Source organism: Neobacillus sp. NPDC093127 (assembly GCF_044754175.1).
GTDB lineage: Bacteria > Bacillota > Bacilli > Bacillales > Cytobacillaceae > Neobacillus.
In genome coordinates this window covers 67143-83187 of the sequence record NZ_JBIVOP010000006.1, presented here as the reverse complement: position 1 = coordinate 83187, position 16045 = coordinate 67143, and the positions used below count along the sequence as shown (strand labels likewise).

At 37.5% G+C, this 16045-nt stretch carries 15 protein-coding genes and 1 other annotated feature; of the genes, 12 read left to right on the top strand and 3 right to left on the bottom strand.

Features of this window, described 5'->3' with window-relative positions; all coding sequences use genetic code 11:
- Positions 1-25: 25 nt before the first annotated feature.
- From ACIQCO_RS10355 to ACIQCO_RS10325, 7 genes are all read left to right on the top strand, one after another.
- Entirely contained in the window at positions 26-616 is a 591-nt protein-coding gene (locus tag ACIQCO_RS10355; protein WP_400428190.1) for a DUF2268 domain-containing putative Zn-dependent protease, read from the top strand.
- 171 nt (positions 617-787) lie between these two features.
- Positions 788-1810, top strand: a complete 1023-nt coding sequence (locus ACIQCO_RS10350) for an ABC transporter ATP-binding protein (protein WP_400428188.1) — start codon at positions 788-790, stop codon at positions 1808-1810.
- Positions 1810-2820, top strand: a complete 1011-nt coding sequence (locus tag ACIQCO_RS10345) for an ABC transporter ATP-binding protein (RefSeq protein WP_400428187.1) — start codon at positions 1810-1812, stop codon at positions 2818-2820. The genes ACIQCO_RS10350 and ACIQCO_RS10345 overlap by 1 nt, the downstream gene beginning before the upstream one ends.
- Positions 2821-2857: 37 nt before the next feature.
- The gene (gene opp4A / locus ACIQCO_RS10340; RefSeq protein ID WP_400428186.1) at positions 2858-4585 is read left to right on the top strand and encodes an oligopeptide ABC transporter substrate-binding protein; all 1728 of its coding nucleotides are present in this window, start codon (positions 2858-2860) and stop codon (positions 4583-4585) included.
- A 180-nt stretch (positions 4586-4765) separates the two neighbouring features.
- Entirely contained in the window at positions 4766-5731 is a 966-nt protein-coding gene (opp4B, locus tag ACIQCO_RS10335; RefSeq protein WP_400428184.1) for an oligopeptide ABC transporter permease, read from the top strand.
- 11 nt (positions 5732-5742) lie between these two features.
- Positions 5743-6654: an oligopeptide ABC transporter permease gene (gene opp4C, locus ACIQCO_RS10330; protein ID WP_400428182.1), complete on the top strand. Its 912-nt coding sequence runs from the start codon at positions 5743-5745 to the stop codon at positions 6652-6654.
- 158 nt (positions 6655-6812) lie between these two features.
- Positions 6813-7559, top strand: a complete 747-nt coding sequence (locus ACIQCO_RS10325) for a YjbA family protein (protein WP_400428180.1) — start codon at positions 6813-6815, stop codon at positions 7557-7559.
- A gap of 64 nt (positions 7560-7623) precedes the next feature.
- Here ACIQCO_RS10325 and trpS read toward each other — a convergent pair whose 3' ends face one another.
- Positions 7624-8613 (bottom strand): tryptophan--tRNA ligase, encoded by a 990-nt coding sequence (gene trpS, locus ACIQCO_RS10320; protein WP_400428178.1) that lies wholly within the window; start codon positions 8611-8613, stop codon positions 7624-7626.
- 53 nt (positions 8614-8666) lie between these two features.
- Positions 8667-8921 (bottom strand) — a binding site (T-box leader).
- Positions 8922-8976: 55 nt separating this feature from the next.
- Complete coding sequence (locus ACIQCO_RS10315; protein WP_400428176.1) at positions 8977-9333, bottom strand: DUF3899 domain-containing protein; 357 nt, start codon at positions 9331-9333, stop codon at positions 8977-8979.
- 222 nt (positions 9334-9555) lie between these two features.
- Between ACIQCO_RS10315 and ACIQCO_RS10310 the strand changes: the two genes are divergently transcribed.
- The 5 genes from ACIQCO_RS10310 to ACIQCO_RS10290 all read left to right on the top strand — a co-directional run bounded on the left by ACIQCO_RS10310 (position 9556) and on the right by ACIQCO_RS10290 (position 15405).
- The gene (locus ACIQCO_RS10310) at positions 9556-11271 is read left to right on the top strand and encodes a peptide ABC transporter substrate-binding protein (RefSeq protein ID WP_400428175.1); all 1716 of its coding nucleotides are present in this window, start codon (positions 9556-9558) and stop codon (positions 11269-11271) included.
- 113 nt (positions 11272-11384) lie between these two features.
- Positions 11385-12317: an oligopeptide ABC transporter permease gene (gene opp3b, locus ACIQCO_RS10305; protein ID WP_024031031.1), complete on the top strand. Its 933-nt coding sequence runs from the start codon at positions 11385-11387 to the stop codon at positions 12315-12317.
- Positions 12314-13342, top strand: a complete 1029-nt coding sequence (gene opp3C, locus ACIQCO_RS10300; protein ID WP_400428173.1) for an oligopeptide ABC transporter permease — start codon at positions 12314-12316, stop codon at positions 13340-13342. Before opp3b ends, opp3C begins: the two co-directional genes overlap by 4 nt.
- A 17-nt stretch (positions 13343-13359) precedes the next feature.
- Positions 13360-14463, top strand: coding sequence for an ABC transporter ATP-binding protein (locus tag ACIQCO_RS10295; protein WP_400428172.1), 1104 nt, complete (start codon positions 13360-13362; stop codon positions 14461-14463).
- Positions 14464-15405: an ABC transporter ATP-binding protein gene (locus ACIQCO_RS10290; RefSeq protein ID WP_400428169.1), complete on the top strand. Its 942-nt coding sequence runs from the start codon at positions 14464-14466 to the stop codon at positions 15403-15405.
- 38 nt (positions 15406-15443) lie between these two features.
- Here ACIQCO_RS10290 and ACIQCO_RS10285 read toward each other — a convergent pair whose 3' ends face one another.
- A complete protein-coding gene (locus ACIQCO_RS10285; protein ID WP_400428166.1) occupies positions 15444-15629 on the bottom strand; it encodes a hypothetical protein in 186 nt (61 codons plus the stop codon).
- Positions 15630-16045: the final 416 nt, after the last annotated feature.

The following is a 16045-nucleotide window of genomic DNA, read 5'->3' as shown; positions in this document are numbered from 1 at the left end:
CGCGTTTAACAATTTTAATTGGATGGTGAAACATAAAGCATGGGATAGGGTGGGGCAGCTTTTTCAAAAATATAAAAAAAAATGGAATGGTCCAGACATACCGGTATTTTTGTTTCCGTTAGCGCAGAATCGAGGGTTATTTATAAGAGAAGAAAAAAGTAAAGCAGGAGTATCATTCCCAGATAAAATGTTTCTCTTTCTTTCGCAGTATGATGACCCAAAAGAAATTGAAGCCCTTTTGGTTCACGAATACCACCATGTCTGCAGGCTTAGGATGCTCAATAAAAAAATGGAAGACTACACCCTGCTCGATTCTATCGTCATTGAAGGGCTTGCCGAATATGCCGTATTAAAAAACTGCGGGCAGGAATATTTAGCTAGCTGGTGCAATATGTATACCGAAAAAGAGATTTCAAGATTTTGGGAGCAATATTTAAAAAAACAGTTAGGCAAGAAAAAGAATGAAAGAGCTCATGACGAACTTTTATATGGAGGCGGGAGGGTACCTAAATTACTTGGCTATGCTGTGGGGTATAATATAATTGGGAAATTTTATGAAAAGCATAATTATTCTACAAAACTATCTTTTAAAATTCCAGCGGATAAATACCTATAATCGAAATGAGTTCAACCATGAAAAGCCTATTATTTCGGGCTTTTTTTATTTCCAATAGTACGAAAGTTAACAATACTATAAAAAAGTCTTGCAATTGTAACAATTCTGTAATAGAATTCTATTTAAATATAACAAATAAACAGAATAATTCAAAAAGTAAGAAGGTGTATTATGAGCACGAAAAAAATGCTGCGTAATGAGGCACCATTGCTCGAAGTGAAAAATTTAGAGACTGCCTTTGATATTGAAGGAACTGATTATAATGCAGTAGATAATGTTTCGTTTCAAGTTAGGCCGCGGCAAATTGTCGGGATCGTTGGTGAGTCTGGCTGCGGTAAATCTGTTATGAGTTTATCGATTATGAAGCTGCTGCCAAAGGGGATTGGAAAAGTAAAATCAGGTGAAATCATTTTTGATGGCATAAATCTTGAGAAAATGTCTGAATCGCAAATCAATAAAATCCGCGGGAAAGATGTTTCGATGATATTCCAAGAGCCAATGACCTCTTTAAATCCTGTATTCACCATTGGTTATCAGCTACAGGAAGTTCTTTTTAATCATATGAAGATTTCAAAACAGGAGGCGCGTCAAAAAGCAATTGCGCTATTAAAAAGTGTTGGAATCTCACGTCCTGAAAAACTTGTCGATGAATATCCGCATCAATTATCTGGCGGAATGAGACAGCGGGTCATGATTGCGATTGCGATTGCCTGTCAGCCAAAATTATTAATCGCTGACGAGCCGACAACGGCTCTTGATGTAACGGTTCAAGCACAAATTCTCGAACTTTTAAAAGAGATTCAAGCTGTAAATGATATGTCCGTCATTCTAATTACCCATGATTTAGGGGTAGTAGCGGAAATGTGTGACGAAGTCATCGTAATGTATGCCGGGAGGATTGCCGAACGTGCCGACGTCGATACACTATTCCATAACCCTAAACATCCATATACTACGTTACTCTTGGGAGCAATCCCGAAAATGGACGAACAGGAAGAACGATTAAGCTCGATAAAGGGGATAGTTCCGTCTCTTACGAATATGCCGAAAGTTGGGTGTCGATTTGCCCATCGTTGTCCAAAAGCAATGCCAGAATGCTTTACAATGACCCCTGTACTAGGAGATGTCGAACAGGACCATGAGGTTGCCTGTTTGCTCTATGAAACTAGTAAACCTAGAGAAGGGGTGAAATAATGAGTACATCTTCTGTACATAAAGGGAAAGAAAAAACCTCCACTGAATCTGAAAACTTATTAGAGATTAAAAATCTTAAAACCTATTATCCTGTTAAAGGCGGTTTTTTCAAACGCACGGTAGGCAATGTAAAAGCAGTCGATAACGTTTCTTTTGAGATAAAGAAAGGTGAAACGCTTGGACTAGTAGGTGAATCAGGCTGCGGAAAATCAACTGCAGGCCGGACGATTTTACGGTTATTAAGGCCAACTGATGGAAAGATTATTTTTGATGGTAAAGATATTACCAAAGTTTCTGGTAAATCACTGCGAGAGATTCGTAAAGATATGCAAATGGTTTTCCAGGATCCATATGCTTCCTTGAACCCGATGCAAATGGTAGGAGATATTATTGCCGAGCCGATTTACAACTTTTCAAAGAAAAGCAAGGCTGAACTAAAGAGTGAAGTCATGGATTTATTAGATAAAGTAGGATTGCCGCCAGATGCTTATTATAAATATGCACATGAATTTTCCGGCGGTCAGCGGCAAAGAATCGGGATTGCCAGGTCCCTGGCATTACGTCCGAAATTAATTATTGCCGACGAACCTGTTTCTGCACTCGATGTATCCGTTCAATCACAAGTATTAAACCTATTAAAAGATTTACAAAAAGAATTTGATTTAACATTTTTATTTATCGCACATGACTTAAGCGTTGTTAAACATATGAGTGATCGTATAGGTGTTATGTACTTAGGTAATATGGTTGAGGTTGCGGATAAAGACCTTCTTTATGCAGAACCTCTCCACCCATATACACAGGCATTAATTTCGGCGATTCCATCTCCGGACCCAAGGATTAAGAAGGAAAGAATCATTTTAAAAGGTGATGTGCCGAGCCCGATTAATCCGCCATCTGGATGCCCATTCCATCCGCGCTGCCCAATGGCAATGGAGGAGTGTTCCAAGACAAAACCTGTATTAAAGGAGGTGAAGCCATCTCATCGAGTAGCTTGCCACCTTTACTAATTCAAAGGAAAAACAAAATTTTATAGGGGGGAAACAAATGAAGAAGAGAAGTATGTTAATGCTTGCTGCATTAATGCTTGTCCTGTCAGCATTTTTGGCGGCATGCAGCGGCGGCGGCGAAAAAGCAGGTACGAAGGACAAAGAAAAAGAGAAAGATAAACCAGCTAGTGGTGAAACAGCTGATAAACCTCAAGATGGCGGTACATTAGTGTATGCTTTGGACTCTGCTCCAGAAGGTAAATTTAACTTTTCATTTTATGGGACAGCTGCTGATTCAGAAGTAATGGACTTCTTTGATGAAAACTTAATTAAATTTGATGACAAATTACAAGCACAGCCTCATATTGCATCATGGAAAACTGAAGACAATAAGGTATATGATTTCGAAATTAAAAAAGGTGTAAAATGGCACAATGGCGATGAGTTATCAGTTAAAGACTGGGAATTCGCATTAAAAGTTGTTGCTGACAAGGACTATGAAGGCCCACGTTTTGAAAACGTTGTAAATATTGTCGGTGCTCAAGATTATCATGATGGAAAAGCACAAGAAATCTCTGGTATTAAAATAGTGGATGATTACAACATCCAAATTACATTTGATAAAGCACGTGTAAACAACTTGGAAAATCTTTGGACATATCCAATGAACCGTTCTGAATTTAAAGGTTTGGCTGTTAAAGACATGATGTCTTCTGAACAAGTTCGTACAAAGCCTGTAGGATTAGGACCATTTAAAGTGACAAAAATTGTTCCTGGGGAATCTGTTGAAATGGAACGTTTCGATGAGTATTTCGGCGGAAAGCCACATATGGATAAAGTTGTCTTAAAAGTGATCGATCCTTCATTATCTGTTGGTGAACTTAAAAACGGTACACTTGATATGACTTCTTTCCACCCAAGTATTATTGAAGAGGTAAAAAAGCTTGATAATGTAGAAGCAGTAACATACCCTGGTCTAAGCTACTACTACGTTGGCTTCAGACTTGGTACATGGGATGGCAGCAAAAACGTAATGAATGAACAAAAATATCAAAACATTAAATTACGTGAAGCAATGTATTATGCCATTAACCGTGAAGAGTGGGTAAAAGCGTTCTTCTTTGGTGTAGGTAAACCAGTTAACCGTCCAGTTCCAACAAATCACTGGATTGCTGCTGACAATAAAGACCTAGAGCAATTCGAGTACAATCCTGAAAAAGCGAAACAATTGTTAGACGAAGCTGGTTATAAAGATGTTGACGGCGATGGCTTCCGTGAAGATCCGAACGGTAAGAAGTTTGTTGTAAACTTCTCCCATTATGCAACTCAAAACCCAACATTTGAATCTCGTGCAAAAGCGTTGACGCAATATTGGGAAGAAGTTGGTTTAAAAACAAAGCTTACTATGACTGATGCAAACCTTTACTATGACATGCTTGAAAAAGCAGATAAGTCAATGGAAGTATTTTTTGGCGGCTGGTCAACAGGTACTGATCCAGATCCAACTCCACTTTGGAGCTCTAAAGCACTTTGGAACTATCCTCGCTGGGTAAATGCTGACAGTGACAAATTGCTTGATCAAGCAATTGATATGAGCGTTGTTGGAACAGATGTAGATAAACGTAAACAATTTTATGTTGATTGGCAAAAACTATTCATGAAAGAACTTCCTGCTCTACCGATTGCTGAGCTTGAAGAAACAATGGCTGTCAGCAACCGTGTTCAAGATGTTAAATTCTCAGTAGCTGGTATGAACCGTCCAAATGAATGGTGGATTAAAAAATAACCGAAGCAGACTAATATGTAATAGACTTGTGTTAAATGCTTAATATGATTTTATTCAAAACTCATGGAAGTTCAATTGGGTGAGTTTGAAGGAGGAATTCTTTCACTGCTTCTCCCAATTGGACAGCTTGGGTTACATACACCGCTGTGAAACATAAGTTTATAGACAAGGAGAATGCACATGCTGAAGTATGCATTTCGAAGAATTTTGGGCATGATTCCGATGTTATTTCTAATCTCCATTGTAGTCTTTACCTTGGCCAAGCTAATGCCAGGGGATTCTTTTTCAGGAGAAATCGACCCAACAAAAACAAACCCACAATATATCGCTGAAATGCGTGAAAAATTAGGCTATAACGACCCATTACCACAACAGTATTTCCGCTGGATTGGCAAATTCGTTGAAGGAGATTTTGGCAAGTCTGCACGTTATAAAATAAAAGTATCAGAGGTAATTAGTGAAAAACTGCCAAATACATTATTACTAGGCTTTTCTTCTTTATTAATTACCTATATCCTTGCCTTCTTTATGGGATTGTATTCTGGCCGAAAACCGTATACAGTTGCGGATAACCTAATCGGAGGGTTAAACTATTTAGGTTTATCGATTCCATCATTTATTGCCGGGGTATTTGCCATCTTCCTTTTTTCTTTTACGCTCGGATGGTTTCCGTCCAATGGTTCAATTGATATCGGCATGACAGAAGGCACACTTGAATATTGGGTAAGCCGTATTCACCATGTATTTTTACCCGCCGTCGTCTTAGGATTACTAAGTACGGCAAGTTACACGCAATTTTTACGCAATGATATTATTGAAAATAGCCGGAAAGATTTTGTCCGCACAGCCCGTGCAAAAGGGACAGCAGAGAAAAAAATCTACAATGTTCATATTTTAAGGAATTCAATCATTCCGCTTATTACCTTTTTAGGGTTTGATCTAGTTGCCATTATCAGTGGTGCCATTATCACTGAAACGATATTTACTTATCCAGGTTTAGGACAACTATTCTTACAATCTGTCGGAACAAGGGATTACCCAGTTTTAATGACGTTGACAATGTTATTCTCTTTCTTAACACTAATCGGCAACCTTGTTGCTGATATTTTATACGGTGTTGTAGATCCGAGAATTAGGCTAGATTAGGGGGAAAAGAGATGGAAATTCTGACACAGAAGGATACAAATATTAGTGCATCACCCCCGAAAAAAAGTTTATCACAATGGGCGATTGCCCGTAAAAAATTCTTAAAGAATAAACTGGCTTTAACCAGTCTCATTTTTTTATTATTTGTTGCAATTATTTCATTCTTGGCACCATATATTACCACGGCAGACATTACAAGAATTAATATTGGCGAAATGTCACTGGAGCCATCAAGTAAGCATTGGCTTGGAACAGATAAAGCAGGACGTGATGTCTTTACAAGATTATTGTATGGCGGCCGAATTTCATTATTAGTAGGAATGAGCTGTACGCTGTTTGTTATTTTTCTTGGGACATTAATTGGCTCTGTTGCTGGGTATTTTGGTGGTACTGTAGATAGTTTATTAATGAGGTTTACTGACTTTATCTTAAACTTTCCATTTCTAGTGTTTGTAATTGTCTTAAATGCAATTCTTTTTGGTAAAGTGAATGGACTATGGGTTTTAATTGGTGTCATCAGCTTGCTTAGCTGGGGTGGAATCGCAAGGATTGTCCGCAGTAAAATTCTTGCCGAGAAAGAAAATGAATATATTATCGCTGCCATTTCGATTGGCTGTTCACCGGCCAAAATAATTGTCAAACACCTATTACCGAATGTCTTATCGACAATTATTGTCCAAGCTACAATTACATTTGCATCCATGATTGTAATTGAATCAGCATTAAGCTTTCTTGGCTTTGGTGTACCACAAGAGATTCCAAGCTGGGGGAATATGCTTGATTCGGCGATTGAACCAGACGTATTGCAATTTAAACTATGGATTTGGATGCCGCCAGCTATTCTTATCACCATCACCATTTTATCAATTAACTTCATCGGTGAAGGTTTAAAGGATGCCTTTAATCCTAAATCAAGAAGATAAAAATCTACCATCACAAAATGGTGGATTTTTTTTTGCCCAAAGACATCAGTATAAAATCATCATTAACTACTGGAGCAAAATATATATTAAGGAATAATTTTACTTACCTCTGCCCATACTGATTGACAAACAGTTTCTTGAAGTGAGGGGTTGTACTTGTGTTGTATCTTCATGATGTTTGGGTAAATTGGTTTGAAGGTGAAGAAAACGGTTATAATGTCTGCCACTTTCATGAATGGCGGAAGGATGATGGGGTGGAGCTATTAGATCAAGTACCGCTGTTAAAAATCGAGCCGCTTTTATTTAACTATATTGAGAATGATTTGTTAGAGTTACCGGAGCAGCTTCTGGCTGATATTTATCAGAAAGCTTATTTAAGAAAAAACCATGAAAGAGTCCAGCTTGACTATTGCTTTGTTGTGACAGATGGAATTGGTATTTTAGCAATTGATACGATTGGCTACACCATTCCGATTCGAAAAAGCAGGCTTATCCCAAGACAAGAACAGCTTGTTTACGAAATGATTAGTCAGCATGAAGCTAAACAGTACCTTTATTACGACCAGCCAAAAATGAAAAATTTTCATATTCTTTCGCCTGAGCCGGAACTGATGAGAGGATTAACGAGGAAGGAACGGCAATTAAAACAGCTGTTATTTATGGCCCTTGATCAATTGCTCTCATCAAATAATCAAGCAGAAGTGCGGTATTGGTATACCGAATGGTGTCCAGAGCAATATTCATCAATCCAAGAAATGGATTTCGAAGATGCAAGGGAACAGCTGTTTGAAGAAATCAAATATGGCTGGTCGCACCGCCATGAGTCATTCTGTGAGAATCTAATTAAAGGGCAGCCATTTTTTGAAAAGCTCTGGGAAATGGAGCATGGTCCTAAAGTAAACTAAAAGCCTGACCCAAAAGGTATGAACTACATACCTTTTGCGGACAGGCTTTTTATTTGCAATAAAATTATCTTCTTTTCCGACCTAGCCCCATTGCATTTTCCATTTTCTTAAGGGTTTTATTTGCAGCCTGATTTGCTTTTTCAGCCCCGCGGTCCAAAATATCGTCAAGTTCACTCGTTTCCATTAAACTATAGTATTTATCCTGAATCGGCTTAAAGAAATTAACAACCACTTCAGCTAAATCGCCTTTAAAATCTCCGTACCCTTTACCGGCATACATTTGCTCTAAATCGGTAATCGATTTTTCAGCCAATATCGAGTAAATTGACAGCAGATTAGAAACACCTGGTTTATTTTCTTTATCAAATTTAACAATTCCCTCTGAATCAGTAACTGCGGACTTAATTTTTTTGACGATTTGATTAGGTTCATCCAACAGCGTAATAAAGCCCTTTTTATTCGGGTCGGATTTACTCATTTTTTTCGTCGGTTCCTGAAGTGACATAATCCGTGCTCCAACCTTAGGGATACTGATTTCAGGAACGGTAAGAATGTCATTATACTTCTTATTAAATCTCTCAGCTAAGTCCCTTGTCAATTCCATATGTTGTTTCTGATCTTCACCGACAGGTACTAGGTTAGTGTTATACAATAGAATATCTGCAGCCATTAGCGGCGGATACGTTAAAAGACTAGCCTGAACCGCATCTTTTCCTGTAGATTTATCTTTAAACTGGGTCATTCTTTCTAATTCCCCGATATAGGAAACGCATTGCATCAACCATCCGGCCTGAGCATGTGCTGGAACTTCTGATTGAATAAAAAGAGTAGCCTTTTCTGGATCTAAACCAACTGCAAGATACAATGCAGCTAAACTTCTAATGTTTTTTCGAAGCGTCGCAGGGTCTTGCGGAACAGTAATCGCATGCTGGTCTACTATACAAAAAAAGCAATTATATTCGTTTTGCAGATCGACAAACTGCTTTAAGGCCCCAATATAGTTGCCAAGCGTAATCGTACCACTCGGCTGAATACCTGAAAAAATCGTTTTCATAGCAAATTTCCTCCTAAATATAAATAAAAAAAACCATTCGTCCCCATAAAATGGCTAGGGACGAATGGTTCGCGGTACCACCCTAAATTACTCGATATTGAGTCACTCAGCTCCATGATTGTCTGTTTAGACATTCTGGAATCCTTTTAACGCAAGGAAACGTCTACTCCTACTATTTCAATCCTTTTGATAAAAGGTTCAGAAAGAAGCTCAAAAGTCCATTCCGTATTTTTTCGCGTTTGTTTTCACCAGCCACAAACTCTCTGAATCGAATAAGAATACGTACTACTCTTTATCATTGCTTTATAACTTTATTTGGATTATTCACATTATATATGAATTGCATATTTAATTTCAAGTGAGTTAGAAATAATAAGCAAGGAGGGCAACCATCATGAGTAATCCATTGACTAAACCATAAAACAACAGTGGCCTTTGATTTACCGTTATAAGTTGAGATAATCCTGGAACTTCATCGAAACTCCTTTTATCTTTCCCTCTTGAAAAGGCGAAATTTAAGGACCGAGAGAATACATCATAGAACCCACTTTGAATGGTATAAATTAATAATGCTAATAATAGAAAAACTGCAGTAAAGTAAAAAGATATATTGATATAGCTAACTAGCGAAATTTTACGATAAAAGATAAAAGATATGATTATAATAGCAACTTGTGTAAGCGTTGCCACGATTAATCTTTTCTTGAGCGCATTTTTCACGAAAAAACCTCCAAAACATTGATGTATTAAGGATTACCATATATATATTATACCCAAAAATCTGTATAAGTCTAAATTATATCACAGGGAAATGTAATGATAACGTAAGAATTGTATCTTTTCTGTAAATTAAATTTGAAAAAGTAATGTACAATTTCTAAAAAATATGTATAATAGGAAATGTAGTAATTTTTCAGAATAATAGAAAAGGGAGGTCTACAAGTGAAGAAATCTAAACTTTCACTACTTTTAGTATTATCACTAGTTCTTAGCATGTTCCTAGCAGCATGTTCAGGCGGAGATAAGAACCAAGGCACAGACACTAGTAAAAATGATGGCAAAGATAAGCCTGTTACAGAAGAAAGCAAATTAGCTGATAAACAAGAACTTAATGTTTTTGAATCTGCTGAAATTCCTACAATGGACAGCGTTTTAGGAACTGACGTTATGAGTTTCACAACGTTGAACGCTGTAAACGAAGGTATGTATCGTTTAGACCAAGATCAAAAGGTAGTACCTGCTGGCGCTGAAGCAATGCCAGAATACAATGCTGACAAAACCGAATTAACTGTTAAATTAAGAAAAGATGCAAAATGGTCTAATGGCGACCCTGTAACTGCACATGACTATGTATATGCATGGCAGCGTGCTATCGATCCAAAAACAGCATCAGAATACGGTCCATACTTCATGGAAGGTAAAGTTAAAAACGCTGATGCAATTATCGCAAAGAAAGATAAAGCAACAGCTGAAGATATCCAGTCTCTAGGAATTAAAGCTGAAGATGATTATACTTTAAAAATCACTTTAGAAAGACCAATTCCATATATTGAATCTTTCATTACATTCCAATTGTTCTATCCACAAAACCAAAAATATGTTGAAGCACAAGGTAAAGACTATGCCAAAGATGCTGCCCATATTCTTTATAATGGTCCATTCAAAATGACTAAATGGGATGGTCCTACAGCAACTGAATGGGTTTTAGAGAAAAACGAATCGTATCATAGTGCTAAAGATGTAACGTTAACAAAAATCAACTTTAACGTATCTAAAGATCCACAAGCTTCTGCGAACGCATTTACTGCAGGCGAAGTTGATATTACACCAAAGCTTGGACAAGCTGCGATTATTCAACAATTTGAAGGATCAAAAGACCTAATCCGTTATCAAGAACCATCTCTTTTCTGGATTAAAATGAACGAGAAGAATAAAGCATTGAAAAACATTAATATCCGTAAAGCAATTGCTTTATCTATCGATAAACAAGCCTTAGTTGATGATGTATTAGCTAACGGTTCTATTGCTGCTAATTTCTTAGTACCAAAAGAATTTGCTTTCCTTGATGGTAAAGATTTCCGTGAAGGTACAAAACCATACCTAGAGATGAATAAAGATGAAGCTAAAAAACTTTGGGAAAAAGGCTTATCTGAGCTAGGTGTTAAAGAATTAGCGCTTAATTATGTAGGTGGCGATACTGAAACGTCTAAAGTTTCTGATTCATTCATCAAAAATCAGTTAGAAACGAACCTTCCTGGCTTAAAGCTTACAATTCAACCTGTACCATTTAAAATCCGTATCGACCGTGAACAAAAAATGGATTATGATTTATTATTCACTGGTTGGGGTCCAGACTATGCTGACCCAATGACATTTATGGATTTAATGCTTACTGGCGGAGATCACAACAAAATGGATTACAGCAGTGCTGAATATGATAAGCTAGTTAGAGCTGCTCAAACAGATTTAGCTGCGAAAGACCAAGAACGCTGGAAAGCTCTTCAAGACGCTGAAAAAATCTTAATTGAAGATGACGCAGCAATCGTTCCAGTGTATCAACGTACAGTTAACCTTTTAATTAATCAAAAGGTTCAAGGCTTTGCTCACCATGCATTTGGTCCTGATTATAGTTACCAATGGATTAAAATCCTTAAATAGTAGCTATACTAATCAAATAGGAAGAGAGTATATTAAAAAAAATATACTCTCTTTTTACCTGTGATGGAATTGTCGAAAAATGTCAAAAATTAAACCAATTAGGAGGTGTAGGCATGGCGAAATACTTATTGCAACGATTTCTCTATATGATTCTTACGCTGTTCATTGTTGCATCGATTACTTTTTTCCTCATGAAGCTAATTCCAGGAAGTCCATTTAATACTTTCCAAAAACTCTCAGTAGCCCAACAGAACATTCTGCTGGAAAAGTATGGATTAAAGGACCCATTGCCTGTTCAATATTTTAATTATATGAAGAATTTGGTAAAGGGTGATTTGGGAGTCTCCTTTCAATTCAATAATACCCCTGTAACGGAACTGCTTGGAAATCGAATTGGACCATCGGCGATTTTAGGTTTGCAGGCTATGGTTTTGGGCGCAATAGCTGGGATCTTTTTAGGTACCATTTCTGCGCTTAAGCAAAATACTTGGATAGATTATGGTTCTACTTTTATTGCTGTAATTGGTAAATCAATCCCTTCATTTATTTTTGCGGGATTGCTGCAGTATTACATTGCTGTTAAATTAGGCTGGCTACCTGTTATGTTGTGGAAAGGGCCTGAATACACGATCCTGCCTACAATTGCCTTAGCGATGTTCCCAATATCAATTGCGGCCCGTTTTATGCGAACAGAAATGATTGACGTGTTAGGGTCTGATTATATTACTTTGGCAAAAGCAAAGGGTGCAAGCTTTTGGCAAATTAGCTTTAAGCACGCAATAAGAAACGCATTAATACCTGTAGTTACGGTTATGGGTCCCTTAGCCATTAGCTTAATGACAGGTTCACTAGTAATTGAAAAGATTTTTGGAATTCCTGGACTGGGAGAGCAGTTTGTTAAATCAATCGGTACCAATGATTATCCAGTCATTATGGGAACCAACCTTTTATTTGCTACTTTATTCGTAGTCATTATTTTAGTTGTTGATATTCTTTATGGAATTATCGACCCACGTATTCGTATTTCGGGGGGGAAAGCAAAATGATCAATAAAGAAGATACCATTTCTAAGGATATGTTTGCACCCGCCCATGTTGATCCATCTAAAAGTGAAAAAATTGCTAAGCCAAGTTTGAACTTCTGGCAGGATTCTTGGTTCCGGGTAAGGAAAAATAAGGCTGCAATCGTAAGTATGGTAATACTCGTTATTCTCATAATTATGGCGTTTGTGGGTCCATTATTAACACCGTATGCTTACGATACCCAAAATACGAAACACAATAACCTGCCGCCAAGAATTCAAGGCTTAGAGAATGTACATTGGCTTCCTTTTGACGGTACACTAACCAGAAGAGACGGGAATGTATATAACGCTTATGAAGTGCGCAAAATTGATGCTTATTATTGGTTTGGAACTGATAACTTAGGTCGTGACCTTTTCGCAAGGACTTGGGAAGGTACACAGGTTTCATTATTTATTGCTTTCATGGCGGCATTGATTGATATGCTGGTTGGGGTATCATATGGAGCCATATCTGGTTACTTAGGTGGTAGAACAGATAGTTTCATGCAGCGGATTATCGAGGTAATTGTCGGTATACCGAACTTGATTGTTGTTGTATTAATGATCTTAGTATTAAAGCCGGGGATAATGCCGATTATCGTAGCCCTGTCCATTACCGGTTGGACAAGTATGGCACGTGTTGTGCGCGGGCAGGTATTAAAATATAAAGGTCAGGAATTTGTTTTGGCGGCAAAAACATTAGGGGCATCGGATACATCGATTATTTTCAAGCATATGATTCCAAACATGTTTGGGGTTATTATCATAAATACGATGTTTTCAATTCCGAGTGCCATTTTCTTCGAAGCATTTTTAAGTTTTATTGGATTAGGTCTTCAAGACCCACACGCATCTTTAGGAACATTGGTTAATGATGGGTTTGTATCGATGATTGCTTTTCCATATCAAATGATTATTCCTTCCGTTATGATAGGGCTAATAATGATATGCTTTAACTTAGTAGCTGACGGATTACGAGATGCATTAGATCCAAAAATGCGAGATTAAAAGGCAGGTGAATGGTAGTGGAGAAAGTTTTACAAGTAAAAGATTTAAATATTTCGTTCCATACGTTTTCCGGTGAAGTAAAAGCCATCCGCGGTGTTAACTTTGATTTGTATAAAGGGGAAACGTTAGCGATTGTTGGTGAATCGGGCTCCGGTAAATCGGTAACCACTAAATCAATTATGCGCTTACTACCCGAGCACAATTCGGAAATAAAAAGCGGAGAAATTCTTTTTAACGGGAAAGATTTAACGAAATTAAAAGATAGAGAAATTCAAAAAATTAGGGGTCATGATATTTCGATGATCTTTCAAGATCCGATGACATCGCTTAATCCAACCATGAAAATTGGCACCCAGATTACCGAACCATTAATTAAGCATCAAAATATGAGTAGACATGATGCAAAGGAAAGAGCACTTGACTTATTAAAGCTTGTGGGAATTCCAAAACCGGAAATTCGGATCAACCAATATCCGCACCAGTTTTCTGGGGGGATGAGACAAAGGGTTGTTATTGCCATTGCCTTGGCATGTAATCCGAAAATTCTAATCGCTGATGAGCCGACAACGGCACTTGACGTGACGATTCAAGCGCAAATCCTTGAATTAATGAAGGATCTGCAAAAGAAAATTGACACATCAATTATTTTCATTACTCATGACCTTGGGGTTGTTGCCAATGTAGCAGATCGTGTCGCCGTGATGTATGGCGGAAAGATTGTTGAAATTGGAACGGCTGATGAAATTTTTTATAATCCAAAGCATCCATACACATGGGGATTAATTAGCTCTATGCCGGATATGGATACAGAAGAAGAGGAATTATTCTCGATTCCAGGAACACCACCCGATTTATTGGACCCTCCAAAGGGCGATGCGTTTGCACCTCGTAATCCATTTGTCATGAAAATCGATTTAGAGCAAGAACCACCGTTCTTTAAAGTATCTGAAACGCATTATGCAGCTACATGGTTATTACATCCGGATGCGCCGCCAGTTGATCCGCCTGATGCCGTTAAGAGACGTCAAAGTCAATACTTAGAGATGACAGGTGTAAACTCTGGGGCTGTTGGATTAGATAAAGGAAATAGTCAATTCCCTGGAAAAAAGGAGGGGAAATAAATGGCTGAAAGAAAGAAGTTACTAGAAATAAAAAATTTAAAGCAATATTTTAATGAAGGAAGACCTAACGAAGTTAAAGCAGTCGATGACGTTTCCTTCGATATTTATCAAGGTGAAGTCATGGGGCTCGTGGGTGAGTCAGGCTGTGGGAAGTCGACAACAGGTCGGACAATCATCCGTTTGTATGATGCTACTGGCGGCGAGGTTCTGTATGACGGAATCAATGTCCATGGCAATAAATCAAAAAAGCAATTAAAAGCTTTTAACCGGAAAATGCAAATGATTTTCCAAGATCCATACGCGTCTCTTAATCCAAGATTAAAAATTGCCGATGTTATTGCCGAGGGAATTGACATACACGGCTTAGCAAAATCAAAGCAAGAACGGATGGAAAGAGTTTATGAGCTTTTGGAGACCGTTGGATTGAACAAAGAACACGCTAACCGCTACCCGCATGAATTTAGCGGCGGTCAGCGTCAGCGGATTGGAATTGCTCGTGCATTAGCTGTTGAACCAGAATTTATTATTGCTGACGAACCGATTTCTGCCTTGGATGTTTCCATTCAAGCTCAGGTTGTTAACCTAATGAAAAAGCTGCAAAAAGATAAAGGGTTAACGTATCTTTTCATTGCGCACGACCTTTCAATGGTTAAATATATTAGTGATCGGATTGGTGTAATGTATTTCGGCAGGATGGTTGAGCTGGCATCTGCGGATGATCTTTATCGAAATCCACTTCACCCATATACGCAGTCACTCTTATCGGCTATACCGGCTCCTGATCCAATCAGTGAACGGACACGCAAACGTAAATCCTATGATCCTGCGAGTCATAACTACGGGGACAATGAATCCGTTGAATTTCGAGAAGTTACTCCAGGTCATTTCGTACTTTGTTCTGAAAAGGAATTTAAACAATACCAAGCGCAATCCAAAAAGTAATAAAAAAACGATCTCAATAATTTGAGATCGTTTTTAATTTATTTTTTATTACCGCCAACAGTTTTCCAGCCAGTCTGATATTTAGCGCTCTCATCAACAAATTCACTTCGATGTTTGCCACCGAATACTTTTTCACCAAAACTGTTTGTTATAACTCCCATTAAGGCTGTAATTCCAACGATTAATAAAGCAACAATGGTTAAATCTGTTATGTAAGCACCCATGATAAAAACCCTCCATTATAAGCTTATCAGAATATTCATCATGCCATATTAAATATCCCCTACATTATATTTTATAAGAACTTGCCTGTTATTGAAAGAGGAAAGTAAATAAACAATTATTTAATTTAAATTACCGAATGAATGCGTTTTCATTATTAAATGTTAATTGAGAATAAAACTTAATAAAATTGTTAGGCTGGCCTTTTATTATTTGATGAGAGGTGCTTTAATATCAGCATTTCTAAACGACCCTCAAAAAATGCAGGAGAGGAGGCGAACATTTTAATAAGTTTTGAAATTTTTCAAATTGATTCTTGATTATTTTGAAACTTTTGCGTGAATTATTCGTCTAATATAATGTATCAGGCGATTTAGGTTTAATTTTGTCCGTTTAATTATTTTTGAAAAAAGGATAC

Bases quoted from the DNA above. Each gene is read 5' to 3' on its own strand.
- ACIQCO_RS10350 (WP_400428188.1), top strand. From the start codon at position 788: ATGAGCACGAAAAAAATGCTGCGTAATGAGGCACCATTGCTCGAAGTG.
- ACIQCO_RS10345 (WP_400428187.1), top strand. From the start codon at position 1,810: ATGAGTACATCTTCTGTACATAAAGGGAAAGAAAAAACCTCCACTGAA.
- opp4A (WP_400428186.1), top strand. From the start codon at position 2,858: ATGAAGAAGAGAAGTATGTTAATGCTTGCTGCATTAATGCTTGTCCTG.
- opp4B (WP_400428184.1), top strand. From the start codon at position 4,766: ATGCTGAAGTATGCATTTCGAAGAATTTTGGGCATGATTCCGATGTTA.
- opp4C (WP_400428182.1), top strand. From the start codon at position 5,743: ATGGAAATTCTGACACAGAAGGATACAAATATTAGTGCATCACCCCCG.
- trpS (WP_400428178.1), bottom strand. From the start codon at position 8,613: ATGAAAACGATTTTTTCAGGTATTCAGCCGAGTGGTACGATTACGCTT.
- opp3b (WP_024031031.1), top strand. From the start codon at position 11,385: ATGGCGAAATACTTATTGCAACGATTTCTCTATATGATTCTTACGCTG.
- opp3C (WP_400428173.1), top strand. From the start codon at position 12,314: ATGATCAATAAAGAAGATACCATTTCTAAGGATATGTTTGCACCCGCC.
- ACIQCO_RS10290 (WP_400428169.1), top strand. From the start codon at position 14,464: ATGGCTGAAAGAAAGAAGTTACTAGAAATAAAAAATTTAAAGCAATAT.
- ACIQCO_RS10285 (WP_400428166.1), bottom strand. From the start codon at position 15,629: ATGGGTGCTTACATAACAGATTTAACCATTGTTGCTTTATTAATCGTT.